The 19,263-nt window shown below is 67.7% G+C and carries 19 protein-coding genes; 11 read left to right on the top strand and 8 right to left on the bottom strand.

The genetic code is table 11. From position 1 onward, the window contains the following. Positions 1-70: 70 nt before the first annotated feature. The 4 genes from QE394_RS06910 to QE394_RS06895 are packed head-to-tail and all read left to right on the top strand — an operon-like array spanning position 71 to position 4,783. A complete protein-coding gene (locus QE394_RS06910) occupies positions 71-772 on the top strand; it encodes an SDR family oxidoreductase (RefSeq protein ID WP_056077025.1) in 702 nt (233 codons plus the stop codon). A 53-nt stretch (positions 773-825) separates the two neighbouring features. Then, positions 826-2,259: an aldehyde dehydrogenase family protein gene (locus tag QE394_RS06905; protein WP_349034119.1), complete on the top strand. Its 1,434-nt coding sequence runs from the start codon at positions 826-828 to the stop codon at positions 2,257-2,259. Beyond that, a complete protein-coding gene (gene rfaE2, locus QE394_RS06900) occupies positions 2,250-3,800 on the top strand; it encodes a D-glycero-beta-D-manno-heptose 1-phosphate adenylyltransferase (RefSeq protein ID WP_349034118.1) in 1,551 nt (516 codons plus the stop codon). The genes QE394_RS06905 and rfaE2 overlap by 10 nt, the downstream gene beginning before the upstream one ends. A gap of 53 nt (positions 3,801-3,853) precedes the next feature. After that, positions 3,854-4,783: a fused MFS/spermidine synthase gene (locus tag QE394_RS06895; protein WP_349034117.1), complete on the top strand. Its 930-nt coding sequence runs from the start codon at positions 3,854-3,856 to the stop codon at positions 4,781-4,783. Here the strand turns inward: QE394_RS06895 and QE394_RS06890 are convergent. Next, positions 4,780-5,676 carry a LysR family transcriptional regulator gene (locus QE394_RS06890; RefSeq protein ID WP_261620108.1) on the bottom strand — a complete coding sequence of 299 codons (897 nt, stop codon included), beginning with the start codon at positions 5,674-5,676 and terminating at the stop codon, positions 4,780-4,782. The two genes, QE394_RS06895 and QE394_RS06890, sit on opposite strands and share 4 nt — an antisense overlap. 130 nt (positions 5,677-5,806) lie before the next feature. Between QE394_RS06890 and QE394_RS06885 the strand changes: the two genes are divergently transcribed. Next, the gene (locus QE394_RS06885) at positions 5,807-7,189 is read left to right on the top strand and encodes an MFS transporter (protein WP_349034116.1); all 1,383 of its coding nucleotides are present in this window, start codon (positions 5,807-5,809) and stop codon (positions 7,187-7,189) included. Between the two features lie 46 nt (positions 7,190-7,235). After that, positions 7,236-7,985 (top strand): 3-hydroxybutyrate dehydrogenase, encoded by a 750-nt coding sequence (locus QE394_RS06880; RefSeq protein WP_314216483.1) that lies wholly within the window; start codon positions 7,236-7,238, stop codon positions 7,983-7,985. A 67-nt stretch (positions 7,986-8,052) separates the two neighbouring features. Here QE394_RS06880 and QE394_RS06875 read toward each other — a convergent pair whose 3' ends face one another. Continuing rightward, the gene (locus tag QE394_RS06875) at positions 8,053-8,316 is read right to left on the bottom strand and encodes a hypothetical protein (RefSeq protein ID WP_056077014.1); all 264 of its coding nucleotides are present in this window, start codon (positions 8,314-8,316) and stop codon (positions 8,053-8,055) included. A 261-nt stretch (positions 8,317-8,577) separates the two neighbouring features. Continuing rightward, positions 8,578-8,955, bottom strand: a complete 378-nt coding sequence (locus QE394_RS06870) for a helix-turn-helix domain-containing protein (protein WP_056077012.1) — start codon at positions 8,953-8,955, stop codon at positions 8,578-8,580. 140 nt (positions 8,956-9,095) lie between these two features. Here QE394_RS06870 and QE394_RS06865 point away from each other — a divergent pair, with 140 nt between their 5' ends. Next, entirely contained in the window at positions 9,096-9,962 is an 867-nt protein-coding gene (locus QE394_RS06865) for an SDR family oxidoreductase (protein ID WP_349034115.1), read from the top strand. Between the two features lie 132 nt (positions 9,963-10,094). On the opposite strand, the gene QE394_RS06860 is transcribed toward QE394_RS06865, so the two are convergent. The 4 genes from QE394_RS06860 to QE394_RS06845 form a co-directional block, all read right to left on the bottom strand. Further along, the gene (locus tag QE394_RS06860; RefSeq protein ID WP_349034114.1) at positions 10,095-10,730 is read right to left on the bottom strand and encodes a LysE family translocator; all 636 of its coding nucleotides are present in this window, start codon (positions 10,728-10,730) and stop codon (positions 10,095-10,097) included. A gap of 48 nt (positions 10,731-10,778) precedes the next feature. Further along, positions 10,779-12,275 (bottom strand): amino acid permease, encoded by a 1,497-nt coding sequence (locus QE394_RS06855; RefSeq protein WP_349034113.1) that lies wholly within the window; start codon positions 12,273-12,275, stop codon positions 10,779-10,781. A gap of 150 nt (positions 12,276-12,425) precedes the next feature. Then, positions 12,426-13,016, bottom strand: a complete 591-nt coding sequence (locus tag QE394_RS06850; protein WP_349034112.1) for a DinB family protein — start codon at positions 13,014-13,016, stop codon at positions 12,426-12,428. 64 nt (positions 13,017-13,080) lie between these two features. After that, positions 13,081-13,800 carry a class I SAM-dependent methyltransferase gene (locus QE394_RS06845; protein ID WP_349034111.1) on the bottom strand — a complete coding sequence of 240 codons (720 nt, stop codon included), beginning with the start codon at positions 13,798-13,800 and terminating at the stop codon, positions 13,081-13,083. A gap of 167 nt (positions 13,801-13,967) precedes the next feature. Here QE394_RS06845 and QE394_RS06840 point away from each other — a divergent pair, with 167 nt between their 5' ends. The 4 genes from QE394_RS06840 (at position 13,968) to QE394_RS06825 (ending at position 18,845) form a co-directional block, all read left to right on the top strand. Next, complete coding sequence (locus tag QE394_RS06840) at positions 13,968-14,792, top strand: IclR family transcriptional regulator (RefSeq protein ID WP_349035382.1); 825 nt, start codon at positions 13,968-13,970, stop codon at positions 14,790-14,792. A gap of 212 nt (positions 14,793-15,004) precedes the next feature. Continuing rightward, positions 15,005-16,747 (top strand): urocanate hydratase, encoded by a 1,743-nt coding sequence (locus QE394_RS06835; protein ID WP_349034110.1) that lies wholly within the window; start codon positions 15,005-15,007, stop codon positions 16,745-16,747. Positions 16,748-16,852: 105 nt separating this feature from the next. Next, positions 16,853-18,445 carry a histidine ammonia-lyase gene (hutH, locus tag QE394_RS06830; protein WP_261620114.1) on the top strand — a complete coding sequence of 531 codons (1,593 nt, stop codon included), beginning with the start codon at positions 16,853-16,855 and terminating at the stop codon, positions 18,443-18,445. 163 nt (positions 18,446-18,608) lie between these two features. Then, on the top strand, positions 18,609-18,845 hold the full coding sequence (locus tag QE394_RS06825; RefSeq protein WP_045732783.1) for a hypothetical protein: 237 nt from the start codon (positions 18,609-18,611) through the stop codon (positions 18,843-18,845). Positions 18,846-18,950: 105 nt separating this feature from the next. On the opposite strand, the gene QE394_RS06820 is transcribed toward QE394_RS06825, so the two are convergent. Next, positions 18,951-19,211 (bottom strand): hypothetical protein, encoded by a 261-nt coding sequence (locus QE394_RS06820; RefSeq protein WP_349034109.1) that lies wholly within the window; start codon positions 19,209-19,211, stop codon positions 18,951-18,953. Positions 19,212-19,263 lie beyond the last annotated feature (52 nt).

The following is a 19,263-nucleotide window of genomic DNA, read 5'->3' as shown; positions in this document are numbered from 1 at the left end:
CCCTATCCACCCACGTGTCGCACCCAACCGCACAACACCCGAAGATTGATTCCCCATTGAAAGGAACACCATGACTGCAGATGCCAACAACCCCGGACGCGTACTGGTTACCGGAGGTGCCTCCGGACTGGGTGCCGCCGTCGTCGAAGCCGTCCTGAAGGCAGGCGGAACGCCCGTGGTACTGGATCGCGATATCAGCAGCGTCTCCGGCGTGAAGGCGTTCGAAGTGGACGTTGCGGACCGCCTGGCCGTGGAAGCGGCGGTCCGTGAGGCGGCTGGGACGGTGGGCGGCCTGGACGGCGTGGTCACCGCAGCCGGCATCGACCGGTGCGGCAAGCTCGCCGACGTGGAGGCCACGGAGTGGGAGAAGGTCATCGGGGTGAACCTGATGGGCACCGTCTCCGTGGTGCGCGCCGCGCTGCCCTACCTGAAGGCCACCCACGGCCGAGTCATTACCGTCGCCTCCACGCTGGGCAAACGCGCCGTGGCCGACGCCACCGCCTACTGCGCCTCCAAGTTCGGTGTGGTGGGTTTCAGCCACGCCCTCGCCGCGGAAACCGGAGGAGAGATCGGCGTGACCACCATCATCCCCGGTGGCATGAAGACCCGGTTCTTCGATGACCGCACCGAACAGTACAAGCCGCAGGACGATTCGCGCCTGAACGATCCCGCCAACACCGCCCAGGCCATCCTGTTCGCGTTGAACCAGCCCCGGGGCTGCGAGGTCCGCGAAATGCTGATCTGCCACGAGGAAGAAGGGTCCTGGCCCTAAACCCAGCCCTAACTCGGCCACAGCCCACGTCCGCACACGACGGGAGGAACCCCATGCCCACCACAGCGATCGACACACCAGCAGGCCGGGACACGGCCGAATCCGGCGGCATCACCATCACGGACCCGCGCACCGGCGAGGTCCTTTGGACAGTCCCCGAAGCGGGCCCGGAAGCGGTGAACCATGCCGTGGAGGTGGCCCGCAGGGCAGCGCCGGAATGGGTTGCCACCGCTCCGGCGGACCGCGGGGCAGCGCTCAAGGCTGCGGCCCGGGCGCTGGATGCCGCCGCGCAGGAGCTGGCAGGGCTCAATGCCAGCGAAACCGGGCGGCCCGTGGAGGAAGCGCTGGCCGGCATCGGAGCGGCTGTTTCCACCCTTGAGCAGTACGCCGAGCTGGCCCCGGTGCACCGGGGCCACAGCCTCCGGGGCAACCGGCTCGCCGCCGACTACACCGTGGCCGAGCCGCGCGGTGTCGCGGTGCTCCTGACGCCGTGGAACGATCCCGTGGCCGTGGCCTGCGGCCTGATCGGTGCCGCCCTGGCCACGGGCAACACCGTCATCCACAAGCCGAGCGAACGCTGCCCGCGGCTGGGCGAGGCGCTTGGCGAGGTCCTGGCGCCGGCTTTCCCGCCCGGAGTGTTCCTTACCGTTTCCGGCGGGGCCGCCGTTGGCGCACTGCTGTCCCAGTCCGAGGTGGACGTACTGGCGCACGTGGGCTCAAGCGCATCAGGCGCCCGGATTGCCCGTGCGGGCGCCCTTACCGGTGCACACGTGCTCCGCGAGAACGGCGGCAACGATCCGCTCCTGGTGGACCGCGACATCGACCCCGCCTGGGCAGCGGAGCAGGCCGCCATCGGCGCCTTCAGCAACAGCGGCCAGATCTGCACGGCTGTGGAGCGGATCTACGTCCACCGGGACATCGCGGAACCATTCACCGCGGCGCTCCGGGCGGAGGCTGCGCGGCGCAACAGCAACGGATCCGTGGCCCCGCTGGTGGACCGGCGGATGCGCGACGAGGTCCACGCGCAGGTCACCGAAGCCCTCGGGGCCGGCGCCACCGCAGTGGAGGGAGGCGACCTGCCGGACGGCCCGGGATCCTTCTACCCGGCCACCGTGCTGGTTGATTGCACCGGACAGATGCAGGTGATGACGGAGGAAACCTTCGGCCCGGTTGCCCCGGTGCAGGTGGTGGACTCGTTCGACGACGGCCTGCGGCTCGCGTGCAGCGGCAAGTACGGCCTCGCGGCCACCGTCCTGAGCAGCAACATCGCCCACATCCAGCAGGCCGTGGCGGCCCTGCCGGTGGGAACGGTCAAGGTCAATGCGGTGTTCGGCGGCGCTCCGGGCGGCGCAGCCCAGCCCCGCGGCGACAGCGGAGTCGGGTTCGGCTACGGGCCCGAACTGCTGGACGAGTTCAGCCAGGTCAAGGTGGTCCACATCGCCGCGCCGCCGGCGCCCTCCGCCGAACAGGACCAGCCATGGGCCTGAACCCGGAAACAGCCGACCTTTCCACCCAGCGGGCGCTCGCCGAATGGCTGCCCGGGCGGCTGGCGGCAGAGCAGCCGAGCGTCCTGGTGATCGGTGACCTCATGCTGGACGGCTGGTGGAGCGGCACCATCGAGCGGCTCTGCAGGGAGGCTCCGGCGCCGGTGGTGGACATCGCCGTCCGGGACTCCTTTCCCGGCGGCGCGGCAAACACCGCCATGAACCTGGCCGCCCTGGGTGCGCGGGTCTCCGTTGCCGGCATCATCGGCAGGGACGACGCCGGCGCGGACCTGCGCCGCCAGCTCGAGGCGGCCGGCATCGACGTCCGGCACCTGCACTCCCACCCGGACATGGTGACCACCACCAAGATCCGGATCAGCAGCGGCGGCCAGGTGATGCTCCGCATCGATGACGCCGCCCGGACCGTGCCCGCCGAAGCGCTGGCTGCGCTGGCCTCCTCCGTGAGCGCCGCCGTCGAACGCCGGGATGCCGTGCTGGTGTGCGACTACGGCAACGGCGTGCTCGCGGACCCCGTGCAGGAAAGCCTGGTGGCAGCCCTGGCCACTGCCGGGGCTGCCGGGAACCGCCGCCCGCTGGTGGTGGTGGATTCCCATGACCCACGGCCCTGGGCGCCGCTGCAGCCGGACCTGGTCACGCCAAATGCGCAGGAGGCCGCACGGCTGCTTGATGTCCGGCTCCCCGAAGGGCCGGACCGGGCGGACACTGTCACCGGGCAGGCGCCGGCGCTGCTGGCAGCAACCGGCGCCGCAGCGGTGGTGGTCACCCTGGACCGGGACGGCACCGTGCTCATCAGGCCCGACGGCGCCACCCACCGCAGGTGGGCACGTCCGGCTGCCGAGAAGCAGGCCTCCGGGGCGGGCGATACCTTCGTGGCGGCGCTGACCCTGGCGCGCTCTGCCGGGTTGCCGCTGACGGCGAGCCTGGACCTCGCCCAGTCTGCCGCGGACGTCGTGGTGCACCAGCCCGGAACCTCGGTGTGCAGCACCAGCCAGCTCAGCCGGTACCTGGCAGCCTTCGCGGACACTGCCCTGGGCGCTGACGAGCTCAAGCAGCAACTGGACCTGCACCGGTCCGAGGGGCAGCGCATCGTGCTGACCAACGGCTGCTTCGACGTCCTGCACAGCGGCCACACCCGCTACCTGAACCAGGCCAAACAGCTGGGTGACGTCCTGGTGGTGGCGCTGAACAGCGACGACTCCGTCAGCCGCCTCAAGGGGCCGGGGCGGCCCATCAACGCCGTCGCGGACCGGGCGGCAGTGGTGGCGGCCCTGAGCTGCGTGGACTACGTGACTGTTTTCGACACCCCCACCGCCGAACCGCTGATCCGGCAGCTCCGCCCCGACGTCTACGCCAAGGGCGGCGACTACACGCCGGAAATGCTGGCGGAGACACCTGCAGTTGAGGAGTCGGGCGGCCGGGTGGCCATCCTGGACTACGTGGCCGAGCGTTCCACTACCGCCGTGGTCAACCGCATCCGCGGCGGGCAGGGAGCCGCCACGGCGCTGCAGGGCTCGGGGGAGTAGGCCCTCCGCAGTTCCACTAGGGTTGGATCCATGATTGAGGCGGGGCACGGGTAATGGCGAAACGCGGAAAGCCGGGCGGCCGGGGACGTGCTGCGGCCGGCGTCGTGGAAGGTCCGGGCCCCGGTTCCAAGGGTCCGGTGGAAGGCGTCTACTACGTTGATACCGGTGACTGCGAGCTGATCGCGGACCAGGACAACTCCAGCGGCTGGCTCCTGAAAATCAACGGGGTCATGAGCTCGCACATCGACCTCGCGGACCCGCTGTTCCTCGACTTCGAATACATGCGCTGGATTGCGGCGCTCATCGAGTCCCGCTGGCCGCCGTCGGACGCTTCGTCCGCCCGGGCAGCCGCCGCCCATAACCCGGGCAAGTTGCGGGGGCTCCACCTCGGCGGCGGAGCCTGCTCCCTCGCGCGGTACTTCGCCGCAGCCTACCCGGACGCGCGGCAGGTGGTGGTGGAACTCGACGGCAAGCTCGCCGGGTACGTCCGCGGCTGGTTCGACCTGCCCAAGGCGCCGCTGCTCCGGATCCGGGTGGGGGAGGCCCGGGAGGTGACCGAAACCCTCACCGCGGACACCCGCGACTTCATCATCCGGGACGTCTTCGCCGGCGCTTTCACTCCGCGGCCGCTGACCACCGCCGAGTTCAACCAGCATGCCGCCCGGGTCCTTGCCCCGGGCGGCATGTACGTGGTGAACTCCGGGGACGCCCCGGACCTGAAGAATGCCCGCGAGGACGCCGCCACCATCGCCGCTTCCTTCAAACACACCCTGATCATCGCCGATCCCGCCATGCTCAAGGGGCGGCGCTACGGAAACATGGTGATGGCCGGCAGCGACGTCCCCTTCGGTGACGACCCCAAACTGGCCCGCAGGCTGCTGGGCGGGGCAGTACCGGCGCACATCTGGGACGACGCCCAGGTCCGCGCCTTCGCTGGCGGCATCCCGGTGCGCCACGACCCTCCGGCACCTCCGGAGGATTAGCCCCTTCCCAGGAGCTTCTCCCGGTGCATCGTCACCTGTTCGCGCAGGGCCTGGACGACGGCGGCAACGGCCGGGCGGCGCATCGAATCAGGCCGCAGCACCATCCAATAGGGGAGCAGCTCGGCGATCCGGTCCGGGAGCAGCCGGACCAGGTCATCGTGCAGGTCGCCCATGAAACATGGAAGGAAGCCGATGCCGGCGCCGGCGCGGGTCGCTTCAACGTGGACGAAGACGTTGGTGGACGTGAGCCCGTCCCGCATTGCCGGAACCAGACGCCGCGGGGCGTCCAGGTCGTCCACCTGCAGCATGGAATCCACGAAGTAGACCAGAGGATGCCCGTTGAGGTCAGCCACGGTGGCGGGTGTGCCATGCTCCGCCAGGTACGCGCGGGAGGCATACATCCCCAGCATGTACTCGCCCAGCCGGACCGCCTCCGCGCGGTGCACCTGCGGCTCACCCACCACCACTTCGATGTCCAGGCCGGAGCGCTGCTGCAGCGCACGCCGGGTCATGGTGACCACCTCCACGCTCAGCCCGGGGTGCGCGCGCCGCAGCCGGGCCACCGCGGGCGCGGCAATGTACGCACTGAAACCGTCCGTCGCCGTCATGCGTACGACGCCGGTAATGGGGTCGGGTGCGCGGCCGCCGGGTCCCAGCGTGGCCAGGACCTCCTCCACCTGCTCGGCCACGCGCACCGCCCGTCCGCCCAGCTCGGTCAGCTCCCAGCCGCCCGCCGCCCGCGCCAGGACGCGCCCGCCGAGCGACTTCTCCAGCGCCGCGATCCTGCGTGAAACGGTGGTGTGGTTCAAGCCCAAAGCCTGTGCCGCCGTCGTGAATTTCGCCGAACGTGACACCTCAAGGAGGACCAAAAGATCATCGGGGTTGGCATTCATATCTGCAATTGTGCACACAGCGGGTGCTGGTTTGGCCATTGAAGGCGCAAGTTTGTGCAGGAATACTCAGGGTAGTCATTTGTGCTGGAGATCACAGCACGTGTCAACGTGGACACTAAGGAGAAAACCAGTGAGCGTAGGAGAACGCCCGGCCAACCAGGGCGCCGGAACCCCCACAAAGGGTGGAGGACTGAAGAAGATCGTGGCCGCCTCCATGGTGGGCACCGTGGTGGAATGGTATGAGTTTTTCCTTTATGCCACGGCCGCCACCCTGGTCTTTGGCAAGTACTTCTTCCCCGCCACCGGCAACGAGCTGGACGGCATCATCCAGGCCTTCATCACTTACGCGGTGGGATTCGTAGCCCGTCCGCTGGGTGGCATTGTCTTTGGCCAGATCGGCGACCGGCTGGGCCGCAAGCCCACCCTGCAGCTGACCATCGTGATCATCGGCGTCTCGACGTTCCTGATGGGCTGCCTCCCCGGCTTCGCCGACATCGGCTACCTGGCACCGGCCCTGCTGGTGTTCCTGCGCTTCATCCAGGGCTTTGCCCTCGGTGGTGAATGGGGCGGCGCCGTCCTGCTCGTGGCCGAACACAGCCCCAACAAGACCCGTGCCTTCTGGTCGAGCTGGCCGCAGGCCGCGGTGCCGGTGGGCAACCTGCTGGCCACGCTGGTCCTTTACATCATGTCCTCCACCCTCAGCAGCGAGGCCTTCCTCGGCTGGGGCTGGCGCGTAGCGTTCTGGCTCTCCGCCGTGATCGTGTTCGTGGGCTACTACATCCGCCGGCACGTCTCCGAAGCCCCCATCTTCCTCGAAGCCAAGGAGCTCGTGGAGAAGGAGAAAGCTGTCAGCTACGGCGTGGGCGAGGTCATCCGGAAGTACCCCAAGGGCATCCTGCAGGCCATGGGCCTCCGTTTCGCCGAGAACATCATGTACTACCTGGTGGTCAGCTTCGCCATCGTGTACCTGAAGAGCGTCCACAAGTACGACACCTCCTCCCTGCTGCTGGCGCTGCTGATTGCCCACGTCATCCACTTCCTGGTGATCCCGCAGGTGGGCCGCCTGGTGGACCGCTGGGGCCGCAAGCCTGTCTACCTGGTGGGTGCAATCACCGGCGCCACCTGGCCGTTCTTCGCCTTCCCCATGTTCGATACCCGCAACGCGGTGATCATTGTGCTGGCCGTAACCATCGGCCTGTGCCTGCACGCCTTCATGTATGCCGGCCAGCCCGCCATCATGGCCGAGCTGTTCCCCACCCGGATGCGGTACGCCGGCGTCTCGCTCGGATCCCAGGTGACGTCCATCTTCGCCGGTTCGCTGGCGCCGCTGCTGGCCACCCAGTGGCTCAAGGACACCGGTTCCTGGCTCCCCACCGCCATCTACCTGGTGGTCGCCTGTGCCATTACCGCGTTCGCCGTGCTGAGCCTGCGCGAGACCAAGGGGATTGCGCTGCAGGACGTGGACAGGGCCGACGCCGCCCGCGAGGGTCTGCTCAAGGCCTCCGCGCACTGAGCCGCCACGGCACCACGACAGTCCGCGCGTACGAAGGGATTTTGAGATGGAACACGAACTGAATGGCCGGAAGGCCCTGGTCACCGGCGGTGCCGGCGGCATCGGCGCGGCCTGCGTCCGGGAACTGGCCGCCCGCGGGGCGAAAGTGGTGGTGGCCGACGTCGACGCGGCAGCGGCTGCCGTCCTCGCCGACGAAGTGGGCGGCACGTCCTGGGCCGTGGATCTGCTGGACGTGGACTCGCTCGCCACCCTGAGCCTGGACTGCGACATCCTGGTCAACAACGCCGGGATCCAGCGGATCAGCCCCATCGAGGAGTTCGATCCGGTGCAGTTCCGCAGGATCCTGGCCCTGATGCTGGAGGCGCCGTTCCTCCTGGTCCGTGCCGCCCTGCCGCATATGTACGCCAACAAGTTCGGCCGCATCATCAACCTGTCCTCGGTGCACGGGCTCCGCGCCTCCCCGTTCAAGAGCGCGTACGTATCCGCCAAGCACGGCCTGGAGGGGCTGAGCAAGGTGACGGCGCTTGAGGGCGGCGAGCACGGCGTCACGTCCAACTGCGTCAACCCCGGCTACGTCCGGACGCCGTTGGTGGAAAAGCAGATCGCGGACCAGGCGGCCGTTCACGGCATCCCCGAATCCGAAGTGCTGGCCAAGGTGATGCTCACGGAGGCGGCCGTCAAACGCTTGGTGGAGCCGGAGGAAGTGGCGTCCCTGGTGGCGTGGCTGGCCTCGGACCACGCCGGCATGGTGACCGGCGCCAGCTACACCATGGACGGCGGCTGGTCGGCCAAGTAGGACTTCCGTTGCTCGCCAATCGGTGGGCGAAGCAGTGAATGCCAGGCTGGGCTGGCCGCTTCGGCGGTCAGTCCAGCCTTCGCAGTTGCCGGTGGTCGTAGAAGAAGAGCCCGCGGACGGTTTTGACGCCCACAGTGGTTCCCTCCTGCGTCACCACAGTCCCCTCGTGCCTGCCGTTGAAGGGATCGTCCCCCAGCACGGCATCCCCGATCCGGTAGGGGCTGCGGGGGCGCAGTGCCTCAACCGCCCTGCCCCATCCCAGCGCCACCGCTGAGCCAAGGCTGATGGGGCGGCCCATGCCGGACAGGTCTTGGACATTATTCGTATCCATGCGTACCAACTCCCAGGCGGCAGCTTGCCGCTCAGTCGCGGTGCCTGGTGCCGGAACGCTCCCCAGCAGAGGATGGTCCTCCTAATCCCGGCGTGCACCTTACGCCAAAGCTAGGCGCTAATCACACCAGTCACACCAGTAACAGGTACTCAGGTTTAAATGCAGCACTACCCGGAGGAGGACACGGGAAGGTCACGGAGCAGGCGGCACTGTGGAACCGGGCTGCATGGGACGCGCTCCAGCCTGTGCCGGTGTCCGATTTTATGCCCTGCCGTTGATGATCTCCTCGGCATTGTCGAAGGTCCACGCCACCAGCGGAACCAGCAGTGCGCTGAGTTCGTAGCCTTTCTCCGTCAGGCTGTAGTCCACCCGCGGCGGGATGACAGGCTGTGCGTCCCTGCTCACCAGCCCGTCCCGTTCCAGCGTTTTCAGGGTCTGGGCCAGCATCTTCTCGCTGATGCCCTCCGCCCTTCGCCGCAGTTCGCTCCAGCGCTGCGACCCCTCGGACAGTGCAATGAGGATCAGGACGCCCCATTTGCTGGTGACGTGGTCCAGGAGCGTCCGGCTGGGGCAGCCGGCCGGGAACACGCCGCCGGAAAAGCTGAGCGGAAGGGGAGCGGGCTGCAGGGTTGCGTCCATGGCATCAGCTTACCGCCGGGTCAGTACCTTACGGCGGGGTGAGTACCTTACTTCAAAGTGCGTACTCTCTTTCGGGAAGTAACCCCACGGGGGCATGGTTGTGCCCTTCGACAGAGTAAACACCCCGAAAGGACCCACCCATGAGCATCGTCATTACCGGAGCCACCGGACACCTGGGCCGCCACGTCCTCGAAGCACTGCTGGAGCGCGACGTTCCTGCCGGTGACATCGTGGCCGCCGGGCGCTCCGTGGACAAGCTGGCGGATTACGCCGCCAAGGGCGTCCGCGTCGTTTCCGTCGATTACTCCGACCCGGACTCCGTGGCAGCTGCCCTCAGGGGTGCCACCCGCGTCCTGCTGATCTCCGGCAGTGAAGTGGGCCAGCGGGTGGAGCAGCACCGCACCGTCATCGAGGCCGCCAAGGCCGAGGGCGGCGTGGAACTCCTCGCCTACACCAGCATCGCCAACGCGGACACCACCGGCATGAAGCTGGCGGACGAGCACAAGGCAACGGAGGAACTGCTGCGTGAATCAGGCGTACCGTTCGCCCTGCTGCGTAACGGCTGGTACCTGGAGAACTACACGGAGCAGCTGCCCGGGACCCTCGCGCAGGGTGCCATTGCCGGCAGCGCAGGCGACGGCAAGGTCAGCGGCGCGTCGCGGCAGGATTACGCCCAGGCGGCCGCGGCAGTGCTGGTGGCCGACGGCCAGGCCGGCAAGGTGTACGAGCTTGGCGGCGACCACGCCTTCAGCATGGCCGACCTTGCCGCGGAAATCTCCGCGGCCACGGGCACGGACATCAGCTACAACAACATGCCCAGCGGCGATTACGCAGGCCTCCTGGCCCAGGTGGGTGTTCCGCAGGCGTTTGCGGAGATCCTGGCAGACTCGGACCTGGGCATCGCCCGGGGCGATCTCCTGGTCAGCACGGGCGATCTGCGGAAGCTGATCGGACGCCCGACGACGTCACTCGCCGAGGCGGTCCGGGCCGCCGCGGCTTCGGCCTAGCAGGCGCAAACGGTGCCCGGTCCCTTAAGAAGGGGCCGGGCACCGTTGCGTCTCCGGTCAGCTGTGTTGCTGTGCTTCCCGTCTGGGCCGGCCGGTCCGGTGGCTACGCTTCATGCCGGGTGCGGGTGTTTCCTAGGATTTGCTGCCCGTCAGGGCCAGTGTCCCGCCGAGGCCGACCATCAGCGTGCCGCCGGTGGCCTTGACGGTGGAAACCCGGCGCGGCGACCGGGCAAACCATTCCCGGGCGGTTCCGGCGGCCACGGCCCACAGGCTGTCGGAAACGACTGCAATGATGAGGAACACCGCGCCGAGGACCCCCAGCTGCAGGGGAATCGACCCCGACGGATAGTCGACGAACTGCGGGAGCACAGCCACGAAGAACACCACGGACTTCGGGTTGGTGGCACCCACCACCGCCCCTTCCGCCACCAGCCGCCGCGGCCGGGTGGCGGTTGCACGGCCTTCGGAACCGGCGGGGACTTTCCGGTGCCTGATGGCCTGGACGCCCAGGTAGACCAGGTAGGCGGCCCCGGCGAATTTCACTGCGCTGAAGAGCAGTACCGACTGCGCCACCAGCACGCCAACCCCCAGCGCGACAGCAGCCACCTGCAGCAGCTGGCCGCAGGCATTGCCCAGCACTGTCAGGACGCCGCCTTTCCAGCCCAGGGCCAGGGACCGGCCGATGACGAACAGAACGCTGGGGCCGGGGACAGCAATCAGCACCACCGAGGCCAGCGCGAACGCCAGGAGGCTGGAGGCATGAACCATGCCTGATCTTAGCCCCGGGAGGAGCCGCCTGGCGCTGTCTTGCCGCTCTCAGTCCGCCCGGGTGCCCCGGGCAGCCCCGACCACCGGCAGCGGCGAGGTTTCGTCTTCAAGGTGGGCCCGCCGTCGTCCGTCACCCTTGACCCACAGGCGGTAGCCGAGGACCAGGAGTCCCAGCCAGGCTGCGCCGACGTAGAGGGCGATCCGGGTGTCCTCGAAGGCGCCGAGTACAACGATGACCAGTGCCATGAAGGCGATGGTCAGCACCGATGCCGCGGGCCACCATGGCGAGGGGAACTCCGACGCCGGGAGTCCGCTGTGCTTGATTTCCCGCTTCATTGCCACATGGGAAGCGAGGATCATGACCCACACCCACACGGTGGCGAAGGTGGCGATCGAGGCGATGACCAGGAAGACGTCCTCGGGGATGACGGCGTTCAGGACCACGCCCACCAGGAGGATCGCGGTCATCATGACCACCGTCATCCACGGAACTCCGTGCCGGGAGACCTTGCCGAAGGCGGCGGGTGCATGGCCCTGCCTGGAGAGTCCGAAGAGGATGCGTCCGGCACCGAAGATGTCGCTGTTGATGGCCGAAAGCGCTGCCGTGATGACCACGGCGTTCAGGATGTGGGGCGCGGCCGGGATGCCCAGCCCGCTGAAGATTTGGACGAACGGGCTGCCGTTGCTTCCCACCTCGTTCCAGGGGAAGAGGCTCATGAGTACGCCGAGGGTGAGGACGTAGAACAGCAGCACGCGGACCGGAACGGTGTTGACGGCCTTGGGGATGACCTTCTTGGGCTCGGCCGCTTCGCCCGCGGTGATGCCGAGGGTTTCGATGCCGCCGAAGGCGAACATCACCACGGCAAAGGATGCCAGGAGCCCGCCGAACCCGTTGGGGAACAGGCCGCCGTGCTCAACCAGGTTACCCAGGCCCGGTGCCACGCTGGAGCCGCCGGCCTGGAAACCGAAGGCGATGATTGCTGCTCCGCCGGCGATCATCGCAACGATGGCTGCCACCTTGATCAGCGAGAACCAGAACTCGAGCTCGCCGAAGACCTTGACGCTGAGGAGGTTCAGGGCGGCCAGGAAGCAGATGATGGCCAGGATCCAGATCCAGCGGTCTACCTGCGGAAACCAGAAGCCCATGTAGATACTGAAAGCCGTGACGTCGGCGATGGCCACGATCGCCATCTCGAACACGTAGGTCCAGCCGGTCACGAAGCCGGCCAGCGGGCCGAGGTAGCGGCTGGCGTACTGGCCGAAGGAGCCGGATACCGGGTGCCGCACGGCCATCTCGCCCAGTGCCCGCATCACCATGAAGACTGCGGCGCCGCCGATGATGTAGGCCAGCAGGACGGCGGGGCCCGCCTTCTGGATGGCGGAAGCGGAGCCGTAAAAGAGGCCGGTGCCGATGGCCGAGCCCAGCGCCATGAACCGGATGTGGCGGACGTTCAGCCCGCGGTTCAGGACGCTTCCGACGGCGGCTGCCCGCGTCTGCTGTCCGGTGTGGCTTTCGTTCCGGGTTGGGGATGGTGCTTGTTGCATACACTTACCTTCTCGTCTTTGGGAGGGGAGCCGCTAACCAGCAGACCACTTCCGGGGACGCCGTGATGAGCCTCACGCAGGCTTGGTGTCTTTGATCTCAGACTGTCCGGGCGGCCCTGGTCAGTGAGCACGGCGCCTGCGGTGGGTCGGCTACTCCCGCCCTTCAGCTGCCGCGGCCCGCGCTGCACTTTCGATGTCAGCCCGGTGGCTGGCCCATTCCTCCGGTGACCGTGACGTCAGGTTGGGGTCGCCGGGGCGCTGGCCTGCCGTCCCGTCGATCAGTTCCCGGAGAATGTCCGCGTGGCCCAGGTGGTGCGCCCGCTCGGCCACCATGTGCACCAGGATCTGGTGCAGGGTGACTTGACGTCGCTCCTCCGGCCACCACGGCACCGACCCCACTGCATCCAGCGGCAGGGCTTCGATGGTGGCATCGCTGTGCTCGCCGGCGAACCGATGCAGCTCGAGGATGTCCGCGAGGGATTCATCAGCGGAGGCCCACATGTCCGCATCGGGGAGGGCGTCGGCGTCCAGCCACGGAAGGCGCCGCCCGCTGGGCCGGCCGAAGACAACACCAAAGTAGTCGAGCTCCACGCTGGCCACATGCTTGACCAGGCCCAGGAGGTTGGTGCCGGTGGGTGTCAGTGGGCGGCGTGCGTCGTACTCGCCCAGCCCATCGAGCTTGGCCACCAAATTGTCCCGCCGGACCCGGAGGTAGCGGTGCAGTGTCTCTTTCTCATCCATGAAGCGCAGCCTATCCACGAATGGCTGGACATCCGGTCCCTGCCGGTAAACCGTCAACGCCCCATCACACGGCGCGGCAGACAAAAACCATGATGGGCGCGTGATCGGTAAAGGGCGTACGGATCCAGTCGCCGTAGGTCGCCTCCACGGCGAAACCCGCCGCGCGCACATCACGGGTGATGGTGTTGCGGTCGCGGAATGCCAGCTGCTGCGTTTCGTCGACGCATTCACCGGTGGCGGCAAACGTGGTGGACGTCTGAAGCTTCACGACTCCCGGTGCCGGTGCGGAGACAGTCCTACGCTCGATCAACGGCCCGTGCAGGCTGTCCCGTCGTTTGTCATCGAATGCCCAGTTGTCCCAGGCGCGCACTGCCGGATTCCGACTTTCGAAGGCCAGCGTTCCTCCGTTCCCCATTGCCAGCCGGAGGTCCCGAAGTGTCCGGGGCCAGGCGGCGCCCGGAATCGCCTGGACAACATTGCCGGTCATGGCGGCGAAGTCGTAGCCCGTCCCGGGGATGCTCCTGCTGTCGCCCACCACCCAGTCAACGTGGGCAGCACCCGGCCGGTTGCGGGCGAAGCCGATCATCGATGCTGACGGGTCAACTCCCACCACCGAGCGTTCCACTGAGGCAAGAGTGACAGTGAGGATGCCTGTGCCGCACCCCAAATCCACCACGCTCCGGGCAGACGCTTCGCCGGCGAGGCCGCGGTAGAAATCATGGTCGGGCCCGTCCGGATTGTCCTGGTCATACACATCTACGAGGCGCGGGTCGTAGTCGGTCATGCAGGCCAGCCTAGGCCACGGAATGCCGGATCTGCATGTTCCACTTGTCCGGAATCCCAGACAGTCCCAGGCTGAACAGCAACTTTGAAGCCCTGATGAAGGTGCATGCTGGAGTATGGGATCCCGGACACGGCCGGATCCCGGTGAAGGGAGTGCGGATGGTTGCCATGGAGACGATGCCGAGGGCAGCGGAACAGCCGGCGCAAGATGCCAGGCCGGCGTCGAAGGTCCCTGCTGCCGAGAACACGCTCCGGATCCTCAAGCTGCTGGCCTCCCGCCGCGGCCCGATGGCCGCCTCGCAGATCGCCTCGTCGCTGGGCCTGCCGCGCTCCAGTGTCTACCACCTGCTGGGGGTGATGGAGGCGAACGGATTTGTCCTGCACCTGCATGAGGAGCAGCGCTACGGCCTGGGGATCAGCGCCTTCGAGCTGAGCTCGGCGTACTCCCGGCAGGAACCACTTTCCCGGCTGGGCCGGCCCCTGCTGGCGTCGCTGGTGGACGCGCTGGGGGAGAGCGCCCACCTGGCTGTCCTCCACGGCCGGGACGTGCTGTACATCGTGGAGGAGCGGGCCAAGAACCGCCCGTCGCTGGTGACCGACGTCGGCGTCCGGCTTCCCAGCCACCTCACCGCGAGCGGCCGGGCCATCCTTGCGGCCCTCCCGAAATCGCAGGTCCGCGCGCTGTACCCCAATGCCGCCGCGTTCACTGCAAGGCACGAAACCGAATCACCCATCATGAAGTACTCGGCGCTCTCCTCGCACCTGGACCAGGTGCGGCAGCGCGGTTACGCCACGGAACACGGCGAGGTGACCCCCGGTTTTGGCTCCATCGCCGCAGCCGTGACCGACCACCTTGGCTGGCCCACCGCCGCGGTGGCCGTCACCTTCCTGGAGGAAAAGGTTGCCGCGGACTCCTGGCCCGTCCTGGCCGCCCGGGTGCAAAAAGTGGCCAACGAACTGTCCGTCCGCATCCACGGACGGCCCGCCACATAGCCCCACTTGCGCCATCACATCGTGTCCCTAAAACCCCCTGTTAGGGACTCGAAGTGATAGGGCACCGCGGGGAGGCGGGCATGTCTGGAATCCCGGACAGCACCGCCGCAAAACCCCTGTAAGGCCCGTTACCAAAGGGCTTTAGTAGATACAGAAGAACTTTCCCGTCCCGGACTTCCGCAGAACCAGACACACAATGAAAAGGAGCCACCATGGCACCCGCCGATTTCACCACCGGTGCCCGCCCGGTCAAAGCAGCCCGCGGCACTGAGCTCACCGCCAAGTCGTGGCAGACCGAAGCGCCGCTGCGCATGCTGATGAACAACCTGGACCCCGAGGTGGCAGAACGCCCGGACGATCTTGTGGTCTACGGCGGCACCGGCCGCGCCGTCCGGTCCTGGGCAGCGTTCGACGCCATTACCCGCACCCTCGAAACCATGGAAAAGGACGAGACCCTCCTGGTCCAGTCCGGCAAGCCGGTGGGCGTGTTCCGCACCCACGAATGGGCGCCGCGGGTCCTGCTGGCCAACTCCAACCTGGTGGGCGACTGGGCAACCTGGCCCGAGTTCCGCCGCCTCGAAGCCGAAGGCCTGCTGATGTACGGCCAGATGACGGCCGGCTCCTGGATCTACATTGGCACGCAGGGCATCCTGCAGGGCACCTACGAAACCTTCGCCGCCGTCGGACGCAAACTCGCGGACGCCCGGCAGGACACCGCAGGCCGCCCTGCTCCGGCCGCCGAAGGGTCCGCCGAAGGACCCCTCGCCGGAACCCTGACCCTGACCGGCGGCTGCGGCGGCATGGGCGGCGCCCAGCCGCTCGCCGTCACCCTCAACGACGGCGCCTGCCTGATCGTCGACGTCGACGAAACCCGCCTGCGCCGCCGCGCCGGCAAGCGCTACCTGGACGAGGTTGAAACAGACCTCGACGCCGCCATCGCCAAGGTGCTCAAGGCCAAGGAAGAGCGCCGCGGCTGGTCGGTGGGCTATGTGGGCAACGCCGCCGAAGTGTTCCCGGAACTGCTCCGCCGCCACCAGGCCGGCGAACTGGCCATCGACGTCGTCACGGACCAGACCAGCGCCCACGACCCCCTGTCCTACCTTCCCGAGGGCATCACCATGGAGGAATGGCACACCGAGGCGGCAGCCGATCCCGAGGGATTCACCAAGAAGGCGCAGGCCTCCATGGCCCGCCAGGTCCAGGCAATGGTGGAGTTCCAGGACGCCGGCGCCGAAGTGTTTGACTACGGAAACTCCATCCGCGATGAAGCCCGCAAGGGCGGCTGCACCCGGGCGTTCGAATTCCCCGGCTTCGTCCCCGCCTACATCCGCCCCTTGTTCTGCGAGGGACTCGGCCCGTTCCGCTGGGTGGCCTTGTCCGGTGATCCGGAGGACATCCGCGTCACCGACGAAGCCATCAAGGAGCTCTTCCCCGAGAACAAGCACCTGCACAAGTGGATCGACGCCGCCCAGGAACGCGTCGAGTTCGAAGGCCTGCCCGCCCGCATCTGCTGGCTGGGATACGGCGAGCGCGCCAAGGCCGGGCTGCTGTTCAACCGCCTGGTCAAGGAAGGCAAGGTCAAGGCTCCGATCGTGATCGGCCGTGACCACCTGGACTCCGGCTCCGTCGCGTCCCCGTACCGGGAAACGGAAGCCATGGCCGACGGCTCGGACGCCATCGCCGACTGGCCGCTGCTGAACGCCCTGCTCAACACCTCCTCGGGCGCCACGTGGGTGTCCATCCACCACGGTGGAGGCGTCGGCATCGGCCGCTCCATCCACGCCGGCCAGGTTTCCGTGGCCGACGGTACCGACCTCGCCGCCGAAAAGCTCGAACGCCTCCTCACCAACGATCCCGGCATGGGCGTCATCCGGCACGTCGACGCCGGCTACGACCGGGCCGCCGAGGTCGCCAAGGAACGCGGCGTCCGCATCCCCATGAACGAGACCCGCTAACCACATCATGCCGCTGACCCAACTGAGTCGCAGCAGATGTCGTTTTGAAGGCTCATAACGACATCTGCTGCTACCTGGTTGGGAGTAACCACCGAAGTAGGAATCATGACTCTCACCACCCACGAACCGCTGACCGTCACCCTCGGATCCGCCGGCGTTACGCCTGAGGATGTGCTCGCCGTCGCGCGCCACAACGCCAAGGTGACCATCTCGCAGGATGCCCTGGACACCGTTGCCAGGGTCCGCGCCCACATTGACGGCCTCGCGGCCAGCGACACCCCGGCCTACGGCATCTCCACCGGCTTCGGGGCGTTGGCCAACCGGCACATCCCCAACGATCTGCGAACCCAGCTGCAGAAGTCGCTGATCCGCAGCCACGCCGCTGGAATGGGGCCGGCCGTTGAGCGGGAGGTGGTGCGCGGCATCATGTTCCTGCGCGCCAAGACCCTGGCATCCGGCCGCACCGGCGTCCGCCCGGTGGTCCTGCAGACCATGGTGGACGTCCTCAACGCCGGCATCACACCGGTGGTCCGCGAGTTCGGCTCGCTGGGCTGCTCCGGCGACCTCGCACCCCTCTCGCACTGCGCCCTGGTGCTGATGGGCGAAGGCGAGGCGGAAGGGCCCGACGGCGTCCGCTACGGTGGGCGCGGTGAGGAACCTGTCGCCGGGCTGCTTGCAGACCACGGCATCGAGCCCGTCGTCCTCGCCGAGAAAGAAGGCCTGGCGCTGGTCAACGGCACCGAGGGCATGCTGGGCATGCTGCTGATGGCCATCGCCGACCTCCGCAAACTCCTGACGACGGCGGACATCACCGCCGCGCTCAGCGTCGAGGCACTGCTGGGCACCGACCAGGTGTTCCTGCCTGAACTGCACGCCGCCCTGCGGCCGCACCCGGGCCAGGCCGCCAGCGCGGACAACATGCTGCGGGTCCTTTCCAACTCCCCGATCGTCGCGTCCCACCGGGTGGGGGACTCCAAGGTCCAGGACGCGTACTCGCTGCGCTGCGCACCCCAGGTGGCCGGGGCCGTCCGCGACACCGTGGACCACGCCGAGCTGGTGGCATCCCGCGAGCTCGCCGCGGCAATCGACAACCCCGTGGTCCTGCCGGACGGGCGCGTCAGCTCCAACGGCAACTTCCACGGCGCCCCGGTGGCCTACGTCCTGGACTACCTGGCCATCGCCGTGGCCGACCTCAGCTCCATCGCCGAGCGCCGCACGGACCGGATGCTGGACCCGGCGCGTTCGCACGGCCTGCCGGCATTCCTTGCCGCGGACCCCGGCGTGGATTCCGGCCTGATGATCGCCCAGTACACCCAGGCCGGCCTGGTTTCGGACAACAAGCGGCTGGCAGTGCCCGCGTCCGTTGACTCCATCCCCAGCTCCGCCATGCAGGAGGACCACGTGTCCATGGGCTGGCATGCTGCCCGGAAGCTCCGCAAATCTGTGGAGAACCTCCGCCGTGTCCTGGCCATCGAGCTGGTGGCCTCGGCCCGGGCGCTGGACATGCGCACGCAACTGTCCGGCGGCGCCCTCACGCCGGGACCGGCGGGAACCGCCGTCGTGGCCGCGTTGCGGACCGTCGTGGACGGTCCGGGAACGGACCGCTTCCTCTCGCCGGAACTCGAAGCGGCTGACCGCCTCGTTTCCTCGGGCGACGTGCTCAGGGCAGCCGAATCCGCCGTCGGAACGCTCGCCTGACACCGAAGAATCTTCAGCGTCTGCGCACTCCGCGTCCATCAGTTGGAATTTTGTCCGACACGGCGGCCGGTGGCACGCGGAGTGTAGTAGAACTGAAGGTGTAGTGAAAGTCACACCGAAGACGCTGTGACGGCAGAACGCATACAAAGGGGTAGTAGTTCAAATGAAAGCACGTGGGGCAGTCCTGTCGAGGCGCCATGCCCATTCCGCCGCGGTATCCGACTGGAAATCACTCCAGGTTGGCGACCACGTCGAGATCATGAAGCATGCGCATGTGGTAGCCGCCGGTGAGGTGGAAGAAGTATCCCAGAGCGGAAACGTTCTCTGGCTTGTACCGGCCGGGCCGGCGGAGAAGCAGCTCTTCCTCAAGTCCGACGGCGTGCAGGTGCGCCGCAGCTAGCATTACGGCCCGCACCACGGAACGGACCAAACGAAAATCCCCGCACTGCCTCACGGCAGGGCGGGGATTTTCGCGTTTATGAGTTATGTGGCGGCAGCGGCGCTGTCAGGCCGCGATGGCCTCGAACGTCTGGCCGAACGGCACCGACTCGTCCAGGGCAACCGTGTAGCGCCCGGGGTAGTGGCGGGTCACCAAAATCCCGCACGAAGCATCCTGTGCTGCCACGCTGATCAGCTCGGCAACCGCGCCTTCCAGTCCGGCGTGGACGTCGCTGGCACTGGAGAATTCCAGGTCGATGGACCGGTGCGCGGGCGCTTCGGCAAGGCCGAAGGCGGCGGGACGGCGTTCCAAGGTAGCTGTACTCATGTGCTGAACTTTCTGTATTTTTGCCTGAAGCTACAACAGTTTACCGGCTGGC

The sequence above is a fragment of the Pseudarthrobacter sp. SORGH_AS 212 genome, assembly GCF_030818145.1.
Classification (GTDB): Bacteria; Actinomycetota; Actinomycetes; order Actinomycetales; family Micrococcaceae; genus Arthrobacter.
Note: the sequence above shows the minus strand (reverse complement) of the source record. Positions and strands in the feature narration are given on the sequence as shown.